This window comes from Burkholderia sp. Bp9012, assembly GCF_003853825.1.
GTDB lineage: Bacteria > Pseudomonadota > Gammaproteobacteria > Burkholderiales > Burkholderiaceae > Burkholderia > Burkholderia diffusa.
The window spans coordinates 350,401-363,295 of record NZ_QTQA01000003.1; the positions used below are offsets into that span (position 1 = coordinate 350,401).

General features: G+C 67.0%; 11 protein-coding genes. 3 read left to right on the forward strand and 8 right to left on the reverse strand.

The features are described from left to right. Nucleotides 1-88: 88 nt before the first annotated feature. The 5 genes from DIE11_RS05790 to DIE11_RS05815 all read right to left on the reverse strand — a co-directional run bounded on the left by DIE11_RS05790 (nucleotide 89) and on the right by DIE11_RS05815 (nucleotide 5,460). Nucleotides 89-1,027, reverse strand: a complete 939-nt coding sequence (locus DIE11_RS05790) for a glycosyltransferase family 2 protein (RefSeq protein WP_124622152.1) — start codon at nucleotides 1,025-1,027, stop codon at nucleotides 89-91. A gap of 10 nt (nucleotides 1,028-1,037) precedes the next feature. Next, nucleotides 1,038-2,624, reverse strand: coding sequence for a DHA2 family efflux MFS transporter permease subunit (locus DIE11_RS05795; RefSeq protein ID WP_124622154.1), 1,587 nt, complete (start codon nucleotides 2,622-2,624; stop codon nucleotides 1,038-1,040). Next, the gene (locus tag DIE11_RS05800; RefSeq protein ID WP_124622156.1) at nucleotides 2,621-3,904 is read right to left on the reverse strand and encodes a glycosyltransferase; all 1,284 of its coding nucleotides are present in this window, start codon (nucleotides 3,902-3,904) and stop codon (nucleotides 2,621-2,623) included. The genes DIE11_RS05795 and DIE11_RS05800 overlap by 4 nt, the downstream gene beginning before the upstream one ends. 16 nt (nucleotides 3,905-3,920) lie before the next feature. Beyond that, complete coding sequence (locus DIE11_RS05810) at nucleotides 3,921-4,490, reverse strand: isoprenylcysteine carboxylmethyltransferase family protein (RefSeq protein ID WP_059685557.1); 570 nt, start codon at nucleotides 4,488-4,490, stop codon at nucleotides 3,921-3,923. A 67-nt stretch (nucleotides 4,491-4,557) separates the two neighbouring features. Further along, nucleotides 4,558-5,460: an alpha/beta fold hydrolase gene (locus DIE11_RS05815; RefSeq protein ID WP_124622158.1), complete on the reverse strand. Its 903-nt coding sequence runs from the start codon at nucleotides 5,458-5,460 to the stop codon at nucleotides 4,558-4,560. A gap of 720 nt (nucleotides 5,461-6,180) precedes the next feature. Between DIE11_RS05815 and betI the strand changes: the two genes are divergently transcribed. Genes betI through betA form a run of 3 tightly spaced genes read left to right on the forward strand, consistent with a single transcriptional unit; the run spans nucleotide 6,181 to nucleotide 9,993 of the window. Further along, nucleotides 6,181-6,765 (forward strand): transcriptional regulator BetI, encoded by a 585-nt coding sequence (gene betI, locus DIE11_RS05820; protein WP_059534154.1) that lies wholly within the window; start codon nucleotides 6,181-6,183, stop codon nucleotides 6,763-6,765. A 32-nt stretch (nucleotides 6,766-6,797) separates the two neighbouring features. Beyond that, on the forward strand, nucleotides 6,798-8,267 hold the full coding sequence (betB, locus tag DIE11_RS05825) for a betaine-aldehyde dehydrogenase (protein ID WP_124622160.1): 1,470 nt from the start codon (nucleotides 6,798-6,800) through the stop codon (nucleotides 8,265-8,267). 25 nt (nucleotides 8,268-8,292) lie between these two features. Then, nucleotides 8,293-9,993 (forward strand): choline dehydrogenase, encoded by a 1,701-nt coding sequence (gene betA, locus DIE11_RS05830; protein ID WP_124622162.1) that lies wholly within the window; start codon nucleotides 8,293-8,295, stop codon nucleotides 9,991-9,993. 78 nt (nucleotides 9,994-10,071) lie between these two features. Here betA and DIE11_RS05835 read toward each other — a convergent pair whose 3' ends face one another. From DIE11_RS05835 to DIE11_RS05845, 3 genes are all read right to left on the reverse strand, one after another. Continuing rightward, on the reverse strand, nucleotides 10,072-11,193 hold the full coding sequence (locus DIE11_RS05835) for a hypothetical protein (RefSeq protein WP_124622164.1): 1,122 nt from the start codon (nucleotides 11,191-11,193) through the stop codon (nucleotides 10,072-10,074). A gap of 242 nt (nucleotides 11,194-11,435) precedes the next feature. Beyond that, entirely contained in the window at nucleotides 11,436-11,939 is a 504-nt protein-coding gene (locus tag DIE11_RS05840; protein WP_059534146.1) for a hypothetical protein, read from the reverse strand. A 123-nt stretch (nucleotides 11,940-12,062) separates the two neighbouring features. Further along, nucleotides 12,063-12,887, reverse strand: a complete 825-nt coding sequence (locus tag DIE11_RS05845; protein WP_059600267.1) for an OmpW family protein — start codon at nucleotides 12,885-12,887, stop codon at nucleotides 12,063-12,065. Nucleotides 12,888-12,895 lie beyond the last annotated feature (8 nt).

A 12,895-nucleotide genomic window follows, 5' to 3' on the forward strand; every position in this document is an offset into this window, starting at 1 on the left:
GCCGCCGCCGCGGCGCCGATCAACGCACCGCCCTTCACGCCACGCGCCAGCGCTGCCGTATTTTCTTTCACACGCCGCATCGTTTCCCTCATCCCTGCTGGACGCGCTGCGCACGCGCGGCCAGACGCGGCCGCGTGCGCTCGAGCGGACCGAGCCGGCCGAACAGGCCGTCCGCGATACCGAACAGGATGCCGGCGAGCTTGTCGCGCTTGTCGCGCTCGACGAGCGCGATCTGCACGACCTGCCACACGGTCAGCAGGTTCGGCACGATCGCCACCGGAAAGCGCAGCCCGTACTGCATCCCGAGCTGCACCGCATTGCGTGCGCTGTAGTAGCGCCGTTGCCACGAGTGATTCATCGACGTCATTTCGAAAGGGCCGAACGCGTGACGCTGCTTCGCGCCGATCCGGTGCGGCAGCACCAGCGACGGCACGACGTAGAGCGGCACGTTGCGCGCGAGCGCGCGGAAGCTGTATTCGGTATCGACGTGATCGATGAACAGCGTCTCGTCGAAGCGGCCGAGCACGTCGAACGCGGCGCGCGACACGACGCAGCCCGACGAGATCAGGAACGCACAGCGCTGCAATTGCGCATCGGGATCGACGCGCAGCCGGCGTAACGCGATCCCGTTGGTCGCGAGCTCGGGCAGGAAGCTGCGCGCGTTCTCGTCAAAGATGCGCGGGCCGGCAAGGAATGCGCGCCCCGCGAGCCCCGCGCAGGCGTCGCGCATCGTCGCAAAGTAACCGGCCGGCACGGACGAATCCTGGTCGAACAGCGCGACCGCATCGACGTTGTCGCGAAACAGCGCCGCGAGCCCCGCGTTGTACGCGCCCGCGATTCCGCCGCGATTGCCGTGATGCAGCAGCGCGATGCCGTCGCGCGCGCACAGTTCGCTTGCGCGCGGATCGGGCTGCGGCGTGTTGTCGACGACGAGCAGCGCGTCGCACGCGTGCCGCCACGTGCCGAGCGCCGCGAGCTGCGCGTCGGTCGGGTGATACAGGATCACGAGTGCGCCGAGTGTCGTCATGCCGCTCTCCTCAATGTCCGAACGAAGCTGCCGCGCCGCGCTTCGGCCGCGTGAGCCACATCATCGCGGCGAGCACGAGGCAGGTCATGCTCGCCATCCAGAACATATCGCCCGTCGCCATCATGTACGCCTGCTGCATCACGACCTGGTGCAGCGTGGATAGCTCGCGTACGCCGTCCACACCCATCGCGTTCAGCGTGTGCACGAAGCGCTGCGTGTTCGCCGACGCGTGCGTGACCGATTGCGACACGACGTCGTAGTGATAGGTCGCACGGTTGTCCCACAGCGTCACGCTCATTGCGGTGCCGAACGCGGCGGACAGCGTGCGCAGGAAGTTCGACAGGCTCGACGCCGCCGCGAGCCGGTCGTCCGGAATGCGCGACAGCGTCGCGGCGGTCAGCGGAATGAAGAAACACGGCAGCCCGATGCCCTGGATCAGCCCGGGCGCGGCGATCTGCGCGAACGTCATCTTCAGCGTGAAATGCGCATCCCATGCGAGCACGGCCGCGAACACGAGGAAGCCGAAGGTCGCGAGCACGCGCGCGTCGAAACGGTGCGCGTGCAGGCCGACGAGAATCGAGAACACGAGCGCGAGCACGCCGAGCGACGCGGTGGCGAGCCCCGCGTGGAATGCGTTGTAGCCCATCACCGCCTGCATCCACAGCGGGAACACGACACCCACCACCGAGAAGCTCATCATCCCGAGCGAGATGATCAGCACGCAGAACGAGAACGTGCGATCGCGAAACAGGCTCAGGTCGACGACCGGATGGGCCTCGCCCGCCTCCCAGATCAGCAGCGACACGATCGCGAGCCCCGCGACCACCGCGAGCGTGACGATCAGCGGCGAATCGAACCAGCCCTTGTCGTGGCCGAGATCGAGCATCGCCTGCAGCGAACCGACGCCGATCACGAGCAGCACGATGCCCGGCACGTCGATCGGGCCGGCCTCACCACGCTGCGCGTCGGGGCGCAGCATCGCGGTGCAGACCGCGAACGAGAACAGCCCGATCGGCAAATTGATCAGGAAAATCCACGGCCACGAGAAGCTGTCGACGATCCAGCCGCCGACCACCGGCCCGAAGATCGGCGCGAGCAGCACCGTCATCGCCCATAGCGCGAGCGCGACGGTGCGCCTGTCCGGCGGGAACGTGCGCAGCAGGATCGTCTGCGACAGCGGCACCATCGGCCCCGAGCACAGCCCCTGCAGCGCGCGGCAGACCACCAGCACGTGCAGGTCGCGCGCGAGGCCGCACAGCAGCGACGTCAGCGTGAACAGCAGCACCGCGCCGACGAACAGCCGCAGCTCGCCGACGCGCCGCGCGAGCCAGCCGGTCAGCGGCACCGCGATCGCGGCCGCGACCGAATACGAGCTGATCACCCACGTACCCTGGCTGTTCGAGACGCCGAGACTGCCCGAGATCGCGGGCACCGCGACGTTGGTGACGGTCGAGTCGAGCACTTCGATGAAGGTCGCGAGCGACAGCGCGAACGTCAGCAGCGCGAGCCGGGCGCCGCGCACCGGCGGCGCAACGGGTACGGGTTCGCTCGCGTCGAAGGCGGCGGGCGTGTCCTGAAGCGGCGGTGCCGTGCTCATGCGCCCGCCAACGCGACAACGGGCGGCAAGATCGCGCGTCCGCGGCTCGGCACGAAGCGCTCGATGTAATCGGCAGCCGTTTCGCAGCCGTCCGGCGCCGCGTTGATCAGCGCACGCGTGCGTTCCGCATGCAAGGACAATTCGGGTTCATCCAGCACGCGCGCGAGCGCCGCACCGAGACGCACGCCGTCGACCGCACCGTCGACGCGCACACCGGCGCCGCTTGCCGAGACGCGCTGCGCGTTGTCGAACTGGTCGTGCGCGAACGGTGTCACGACCTGCGGAATTCCGGCTTCGAACGCGAGCGCCGCCGTGCCGATTCCGCCGTGATGCACGAGCGCGCGGCAACGCGGCAGCAGCGTGCGCATCGGCACGAAGCGGCGCACGAGCAGCCGATCGCCGTCCGGCGCCGCATCGTGCGGGCTCAGCAGGATCCCGCGCGCGCCGGTCGCGCGCAGCGCATCCGCCACCGCGCGCGCATACGCCGCGTGATCGACGCGTGTCGAACCGGCCGTGAACACGACCGGGGGTTCACCGGCCGCGAGATACGCATCGAGTGCCACATCTTCGTCGGGTGTCGCAATATCGTTGAACAACGGGAAACCGCTTTGCAGGTGATTCGACGGCCAGTCTGGCTGCGGCGGCGCGAACCAGCCGGGAAACAGGCACAGCACGCCGTCGGTCGAATGCAGCCAGCGGCCCAGCACGCGCCGCGCGGGCGCGAGCCCGAGCTCGCGGCGCACCGCGTTGAGCGCGGGGCCGCAGGTGCGATCGAGCACCTGGCGCTCGATCAGCGTCATCAGCGCCGCCTTCACCGGCAGCGGCCAGCGTGCGGGAATCGTCAGGCGCGGGTGCGTCGGCGGCGCATGGGCGGACAGCAGCGTCGACGGCGACACCTGCACCGAAACGTACGGCGTGCCGTGCAGTTCCTGCATGAAGCGCGCGGAAAATGCCCACAGCGTGCCGACGAGTACCGTATCGCCATCAGCCAGTGCGCGCAGCGCGTCGTAGTGCGGGCGCAGCGTCGGCGCGATCACCTGCCACAGCGTGCGAAACGACGTGCGTGAATCCCACAGCGCGGGGTTCGCCATCGCGGCCTCGTATTCGGCCGCGGTGCCGATCGGCACGAACGCGAACCCGCAACGGCGCACGATCGCCTCGAATGGCGCGTGCGTGCAAAACACGACGTCGTGGCCGCGCAGCGCGAGCGCACGCGCGACGCCGAGCAGCGGATGCACGTCGCCCGCCGACCCGATCGCGGTCACGATCACCTTCGCCATCGCGCGCCTCGCGGGGTCAATAGAAGCCGGGGATCAGCGCCGCGACCTCGCGGCGGTATTGCGCGTACGCCGGCCCGAAATACCCGGTCAGCCAGCTTTCCTCGACACGTACCTTGTACGCGAGCGACGCGAACACGAGCGCGACGCCAAGCGCGCCGCGCCACTCGCCGCCGATCAGCGCGGCGCCGACAAGCGCGATCAGGCAGCCCGTATAGATCGGGTGACGCACGAGCGCATACGGCCCGGTGCGGACGAGTTCGTGGTCTTCCTTCAGCGTGACCGACACGCTCCAGTTCGTGCCGAGATGCAGCCGCGCCCACACGGAGAACAGCAGCCCCGCGACGAGCACCGCGAGCCCGCATTGCGCCTGCAGGCCGAAGCGCTGCCAGTCGGGCACGAGTGCCTGCCACGACGGATCGGGCAGGATGATCAGCGCGCCGCCGACGATCAGCGGAATCGACTGCAGCGTGCGCGAGCGCGACGCCTCCTTCCGCACGGTCGTCTTCACGGCCTGCGACGTCGCGATCCAGTAGGCGAGCCACGCGGCCCAGGGAACGACGATGGCGATGGTCTGAACGATATTCACGGCTGGCCTGCCTCGTGTGAAAGAAAATTCGGATGCGCCCGGTGTGCCCGGTGCGCGACGTGCTGCGTCATGACGACAGCGCCGGCATCGGCGCGGACACGCATGCGTGTGCGGCGCCGAGCGCGATGCCCGCGGCGACGGGCGGCGAGTCGCAGAAGAAGTCGAGCAGCGCCGCGCGCGTGGTTTCGCGCTGCGCGCGGCCTTCGATGTCGAGGAAATGGCCGGCGTCGGGAATCGTCGCGAAGCGCGCGCGCGGCACGTGCGTGGCGAGCTGGCGGACATCGGCCGGCGTCGTGTATTCGTCGCGCTCGCCGTTCAGGAACAGCAACTCGCAGCCGATGTTGGAAAACTCGCTCAGGTAGCGCTCCGGCTGCAGCGACAGGATCTGGTCGACGTGGAACGCGACCTGGTCCTGCTCGTCGCGCGGCAAGCGCGTCAGATAGCGGTAGTTGTAGAGCTTCATGATGCGCGGCAGGTAGCGGCCGACCGTATCGTTCAGCAGCTGCGCGGCCTTCAGGTTCTCGCCTGCCGCGATGTGGTCGCGGGCGCGCGTCACGTAGTCGACCATCGCGTCGTTCAGGAACGGCGAGAACGAACAGATCGCGGCGCGCCGCACGCTCGGGCAGCCGCGCGCGAGCGCGAACAGCGACGCGACACCGCCCCACGACACCGATACGAGGAACGCCGGCGCGAAGCGTTCGACCAGATGCTGGAGAATCGCGGCCTCGTCGTCCTTGGTCAGAATGAAGCAGCCGGGGTTGTGCTGGCGCGACTGCCCCGCATACGGCAGGTCGAAGCAGATCGTGTTCATCCGCTCGCCGAGATACTGGACGGTCTGCCCGAACGATGCGGTCGTCGCGAGCGCGCCGTTGACGAGCATCGCCGTGTCGAACGACGGATCGAACACGTTCCGTTCGACGTAGACCTTCAGACCATTCGGTAGCGGGACCACGTGTTTTTCGGTCGGCATCGTCGTTCTCCGGTGGATGCGGCGTCTCGGCGTCGCGGCATGCTGCAGGTGCGCAATGGCGGGCGCCGGCCCTGTCGCGGTCGTTGGCCGCGCCCATTGCCGACGCACCGCGGGAAAAACCCGCGGCGCCGATTCATTCCTTTTGGTTCGGCGCCATACTAATACGGGCAATATTACTTACTCAAGTCATTCCAACGATCCCCTCTACTCCGCCCGGAAATACGCCGGATTCAATTATATTTTGCATTTTTTATGGTAGACGGACACGGTCCCGAGTTGACCGCAATCGTTTGCCATCGAGCCGACAAGCAATCGACAATCCAAACTATTTCCTTTAATTTCAATGCCATATGAAGTTTCAATCGATTGATTGAAACGAATTCCAGGAAACTACCAACGACGGAATCTGAGACTCGAATTTTCGGCTTTCCGAAAATCTCACATAGCTCGACATTCTTTCGACGTGTAATAAATCGATTCAATTAACTTTCGCAACCATTGCGCCGTCTTTTCGGAAATCGTTTTAAACAAACTTCAAGTTATTTAACCTTCTTTCAACGCGTTTTTCCGCACCTGCACAATCGCGGCGGCAGCGTCTGCTCGCCCAACCGATCGCTCGATTCACCGTCGGACCCTGTTTTTTTGTTGATTGAACGGTCAATAAAAAACCGATAAGCTGTCGACTTCCAGGAACGGCCCGTTCGGGCGAAGGGGATCGCAATGCCGAAGGTCGGAATGCGGGAGATTCGTCGCGCGCAGTTGATCGACGCGACGCTGCGCTCGATCGACGAGGCCGGCCTCCCCGGCACGACGCTCGCATCGGTCGCGCAGCGCGCGAACATCTCGACGGGTATCGTCAGCCATTACTTCGGCGACAAGGACGGCCTGCTCGAAGCCACGATGCGGCACGTGCTGCGCGATCTGTGGGCGGCCACCACGCGCCGCCGCGTTGCGGCACGCAAGGACCCGCGGTCCCGGCTGCGCGCGATCGTCGCCGCGAACTTCGACGACACGCAGGTCAGCGCACCCGTGATGAAGACCTGGCTCGCGTTCTGGTCGCAGAGCATGCACGACGCGATGCTCAAGCGCCTGCAGCACGTCAACACGCGGCGCCTCCATTCGAACCTGTGCGCGGAATTCGCCAAGGCGTTGCCGCGCGCGAAGGCACGGGAAGCCGCCAGCGGCCTCGCCGCGCTGATCGACGGCCTGTGGCTGCGCGGTGCGCTCGCCGGCGGCCCGATCGACACACGGGCTGCACTGAAGCTCGCCCACAATTACATCGACCTGCTCCTCGCGTCAGACTGACGCGTCACGCAGTCGCCCTCAAGGAGATCCTCATGTCCGTATACGGTTTGCAGCGCCTCTACATCGGCGGCGGTTACGTCGACGCCACCAGCGGCAAGACTTTCGACACCTTCGACCCCGCCACCGGCGAACTGCTCGCACAGGTGCAGCAGGCAAGCGCGGCCGACGTCGACCGCGCGGTCGCATCGGCACAGGAAGGCCAGCGCGAGTGGGCCGCGATGACCGCGATGCAGCGCTCGCGCATTCTGCGCCGCGCCGTCGACCTGCTGCGCGAACGCAACGACGAACTCGCGGCGATCGAGACGCGCGACACCGGCAAGCCGATCGGCGAGACGCTCGCGGTCGACATCGTCACGGGCGCGGACGTGATCGAATACTACGCGGGCCTCGCGACCGCGATCGAGGGGCTGCAGGTGCCGCTGCGCGCCGAGTCGTTCGTGTATACGCGCCGCGAGCCGCTCGGCGTGTGCGCGGGCATCGGTGCATGGAACTACCCGATCCAGATCGCGTGCTGGAAGACGGCGCCCGCGCTCGCGGCCGGCAACGCGATGGTGTTCAAGCCGAGCGAAGTCACGCCGCTCACCGCGCTGAAGCTCGCGGAAATCTATACGGAAGCCGGCGTGCCGGCCGGCGTGTTCAACGTCGTGCAGGGTGACGGTTCGGTCGGCGCACTGCTGACGGGCCATCCGGACATCGCGAAGGTGTCGTTCACCGGCGGCGTCGAGACCGGCAAGAAAGTGATGTCGCTCGCCGGCGCATCGTCGCTGAAGGAAGTGACGATGGAGCTCGGCGGCAAGTCGCCGCTGATCGTGTTCGAGGATGCCGACCTCGACCGCGCCGCCGACATCGCGGTCACCGCCAACTTCTTCAGCTCGGGCCAGGTCTGCACCAACGGCACGCGCGTGTTCGTGCACGGCTCGGTGAAGGACACGTTCACGCAGAAGGTGCTTGAACGCGTGAAGCGCATTCGCGTCGGCAAGCCGACCGATGCCGACACCAACTTCGGCCCGCTCGTGTCGGCCGCGCAGCTCGACAAGGTGCTCGGCTTCATCGAGAGCGGCAAGGCCGAAGGCGCGAAGCTGCTCGCGGGCGGCACGCGCCTGACCGACGGCCACTTCGGCAGCGGCCAGTACGTCGCGCCGACCGTGTTCGGCGACTGCCGCGACGACATGAAGATCGTCCGCGAGGAAATCTTCGGGCCGGTGATGAGCATCCTCGATTTCGCATCGGAAGACGAAGTGATTGCCCGCGCGAACGACACGCACTACGGCCTCGCGGCCGGTGTCGTGACCGAGAACCTGTCGCGCGCGCATCGCACGATCCACCGCCTCGAAGCCGGCATCTGCTGGATCAACACGTGGGGCGAATCGCCGGCCGAGATGCCGGTTGGCGGATACAAGCAATCCGGTGTCGGACGCGAGAACGGCATCACGACGCTCGAGCACTACACTCGAATCAAGTCGGTGCAGGTCGAGCTCGGCCGCTACAACCCGGTGTTTTAAGGATCACGAAAGGAGATTGACCGTCATGACGACACGCGAATACGACTACATCATCTGCGGCGCCGGTTCCGCGGGCAACGTGCTCGCGACGCGCCTGACGGAAGATCCGAACGTCACGGTGCTGCTGCTCGAAGCGGGCGGCCCCGACTACCGCTTCGACTTCCGTACGCAGATGCCGGCGGCACTCGCCTATCCGCTGCAGGGCCGTCGCTACAACTGGGCCTATGAGACCGACCCCGAGCCGCACATGGACAACCGCCGGATGGAATGCGGCCGCGGCAAGGGGCTCGGCGGCTCGTCGCTGATCAACGGGATGTGCTACATCCGCGGCAATGCGCTCGACTACGACAACTGGTCGACGCACAAGGGGCTCGAGAACTGGACGTATCTCGACTGCCTGCCGTACTTCAAGAAGGCCGAGACGCGCGACGTCGGCCCGAACGACTATCACGGCGGCGACGGCCCCGTGTCGGTCACGACCAGCAAGCCGGGCGTGAACCCGCTGTTCGAGGCGATGGTCGATGCGGGCGTGCAGGCCGGCTATCCGCGCACCGACGACCTGAACGGCTATCAGCAGGAAGGCTTCGGCCCGATGGACCGCACCGTCACGCCGAAGGGCCGCCGCGCGAGCACCGCGCGCGGCTATCTCGACCAGGCGAAGGTGCGGCCGAACCTCGAGATCGTCACGCACGCGCTCGCCGACCGCATCCTGTTCGACGGCAAGCGCGCATCGGGCGTCACGTACCTGCGCGGCAGCGAGCGCGCGACCGCGCATGCGCGCCGCGAAGTGCTCGTGTGCAGCGGCGCGATCGCGTCGCCGCAACTGCTGCAGCGCTCGGGCGTCGGCCCCGGCGCGTGGCTGAAGGAACTCGACATCCCCGTCGTCCTCGATCTGCCCGGCGTCGGCCAGAACCTGCAGGATCACCTGGAGATGTACATCCAGTACGAGTGCAAGGAGCCGGTGTCGCTGTATCCGGCACTCAAGTGGTGGAACCAGCCGAAGATCGGCCTCGAGTGGATGCTGAACGGCACCGGCCTCGGCGCGACCAACCACTTCGAGGCGGGCGGCTTCATCCGCACGCGCGACGACGATCCGTGGCCGAACATCCAGTATCACTTCCTGCCCGTCGCGATCAACTACAACGGCTCGAACGCGATCGAGATGCACGGCTTCCAGGCGCACGTCGGCTCGATGCGTTCGCCGAGCCGCGGCCGCGTGAAACTGCGCTCGCGCGATCCGAACGATCACCCGAGCATCCTGTTCAACTACATGGCCGAATCGCTCGACTGGCGCGAGTTCCGCGATGCGATCCGCGCGACACGCGAGATCATGCGGCAGCCCGCGCTCGACCGCTATCGCGGCCGCGAGCTGAACCCGGGTGCCGACTGCAAGAGCGACAAGGAACTCGACGCGTTCGTGCGGGCCCGCGCGGAAACCGCGTTCCATCCGTCGTGCTCGTGCAAGATGGGTTACGACGACATGGCCGTGGTCGACGAGGAAGGCCGCGTGCACGGGCTCGAAGGGCTGCGTGTGGTCGATGCGTCGATCATGCCGATCATCACGACCGGCAACCTGAACGCGCCGACGATCATGATCGCGGAGAAGATCGCCGACAAGATCCGCGGCCGCACGCCGCTGGCGCGCGTGGACGTGCCTTACTTCGTCGCGAACGGCGCGGCGGCGCGCAATATCGCGAAGGCGGTGCGGCAGCCGGAAACGGCGTAACCGCGCAAGCGCCCTTCCCCGGGGCGCAGCAGCAACATGCACGGCTCGCGGCGGTCTCGCCGCGAGCCGTTTTTCATTTCATCGGGCGCGCTCGCCGCCCGTACTGAAGCGCTTGATCGCAGCCACCCTCGGCCGCACGCGTTTCGCGCGCACGATCGGATTCGATCGCGACGTCAGGCTCATCGCGCCGCTCAGACGCTCGAACGCGACATCCTCCTTCATCCCGAAGCGACCGACCGCCGGCCACGCGAGCACTTCATCGAGCCACGCCTGCCACGCGTCGCCATGAAAGCGCCGCGCGAACTCGCGCACCATGCCCGGCGCCGCGATCACGATGCCCGCCAGCAGGTAATACGCCCAGAAACTGCCCGCGCCGACGAGCCGGTCGAGCCGGCACACGAACACCGCCGCAAGCAGGCCGTCGACCGACGCGAGATCGGCACGTCGTTCGCGAATCGCGCGCGCGACGAGATTGTGCCGACCACCGTACGCGGCAAAGGAAGCCCCTTTTCCGGCAGCCAGCTCCGCGCAGAACATCGCGAGCGCGGCCATCTCGTCGATGCGGGCGGCATCGTCGCGCGGCCCGCAGATGCGCAGCACGATCGCGTCGATGATCGCGCCGGGCCGCGCGGACGGGTCCACGCACGCAGCCACGACTGCCGCCCGTCGTTCTCTCAGGTTCTTCGCGGGCTGTGCTTCGCCGCTCGCGGGTTGTTTTCGGCCGTCGTGCCCGTCGGCGCCGTCGACACCGCCAGGTTCGATGCCGCCGGCAATGCGCTCCAGCGCAGCCCAGCCGTCGGCGGGATCGTCGAAGGCCCACGCATCGACGACACCGTGCGCTGCTTCGAATACTGCACGCGATCCCGGGCAGCATCGTTCCGCGTGCGCAAGTTGCCGCGCATTCGGCACGTGGATGCACGCGCCGAGCGGCTCGGTCGCGTCGCACGCGCAACCGCCGCCGTCCGTTGCCGTCCACGGTGCGAGTTCGTGGAGGACGGCAAGCGCTTCGTGCGGCAGCGTCACGCTCGTGCGCACGCTGGCCGTACGCGACGACCGCGCGGTCGTTGCGCCAGCGTCGTCCATCGCCACGCAAGCCGCTGCGTTCAGGTATTCGATCAGGTACTGCAGCCACGCGGCCGTGCGCAGCCGGTCGGGCGTCGCAGCGCGGGCATCGCCATACTTCGCTGGGTCGGTGAGCATGGGTGGTCCGGAATGGTTCTGGCAAATCGAAATGATTGTTCTATGTCCGTCGACGCAGGCGGCACGGTGCGTCGCACCGGCCCCCCGCGTGGCCGCCCGCATCGGATCGCGAAGCAGGCGGCCAGCCGGTCGTCACGCGGAACCACGCGACGACGCGAATGCATCGCGAAACCGGCACGCCCGCCGCGCATCGTTGCACGGCCCTCGTCCCTGGCGGGCGCCCGGTTCCGATCGCGCGACGCTTACTGCACGTGGAACTTCGGCGACGTGGCGACCGTGCCGCTAACCGTGCAGTCCGGTGTCAACACCGCGTTGTTGAACGTCAATGACGAGTTCGGATCGCTCCACGTCGTCACGACCTTGCTCGGCCCGCAGGCGCCGAGCAGCGAAACGGTCACCTTCGCGTTGTTGATCGACAGCTGCGTCGTACTGTCGGCCTGGCCCGTCCACGGCGATGCGCTGGTCGCGCTGCCGCTGATCAGGCCGCACGTCGCGGCGCCCGTAAACGTCGTCGACGTGATGTTGACGATGCCCGTCGAGGAGATCGTGCCGTTGAACGTCGCGTTGCAGGTTGCGTTGATCGACCCCTTGGCCAGGACAGTGAGGCCCGTCGCGGAGAACGGCTCCCCGTTCGGGTTCATGGCCTGCCCGTCGGCGCGCGAGACGGTCACGGCGAAAGCAGGCGCGGCCGAAACCGCGGTGAATGCCACTGCAGCAACAAGCGATACGATTTTGCGAATGCTCATTTGAACTGCCCCCTCTCTCTTCACAAATGGCGGCATGCCGCCAGGAACGCGACGCCCCGGCCGGATCGGCCCGGCCGCTCGGTCGCAGGAAACCGCCGGCGTACGCAATGCACGCCGGACGGCTCAGAACTTGTAGGAAATCCCGACGAAGGTGATCAGCGGATCGGCCTTCAGCCGCGTGCGCGTGGTCGCGAGCGTCGAACCGTCGGCGGCCTTGATCACAAGCGACGAGTAGGTCTTCAGCGGCATGTAGGTCAGCGTCGCCGTCAGCCCCCAGTGCTTGTCGATCGCATAGCTCGCGCCGACGTTGTAGACCGGCGTGAACGACGACGACGCCTTGCCCTCCACCGACGTCGGCCCCGGCTTGCCGGCGCCGGCCGCGAGCACGCTGCCGAGGTTCTCGTTGATGTCCTTCGCGAAGTTGCCGTTCAGTTCGATGTTGCTGAACCAGCTGTAGGCCACGCCGATCCCGACGAACGGACGGAACTTCGCCGTCGGTGCATTGAAGTAGTACTGCAGAATGATCGTCGGGCTCCATTGCCGCGCATTCTTCACGGCCGGCTGGTTCGACGGATTGTCCATGTTGACGCTGCCGAGCGACCCGGCCGGGCCCGGCGGCCGGATCACGCCGTGCCCGGTCAGCGTGAACTCGGGTGGCACGCCGAGCACCGACGTCACCGCGATATGGTCGGTGAAGAAGTGCGTGAGCGTGAGGCCGACCGTGTCGGCGTTGTTGACCGTCAGGCTGGTGCCCGGCGACGTGAACGACCCGGGCAGCCGCAGCGGCCCGTTGATCGGCATGCTCGCGAGATTCGTCGTCAGCCCGTTGGTCGAATCCTGCGGCATGATGTGCAGCCACCCCAGCGTCGCGACATTGTCGCCCGCCTGTTGGGCCGATGCGAGCGTCGACACGCCTGCGACGACACTCGCGACAATCAGCTTCTTCATGAAGTCTC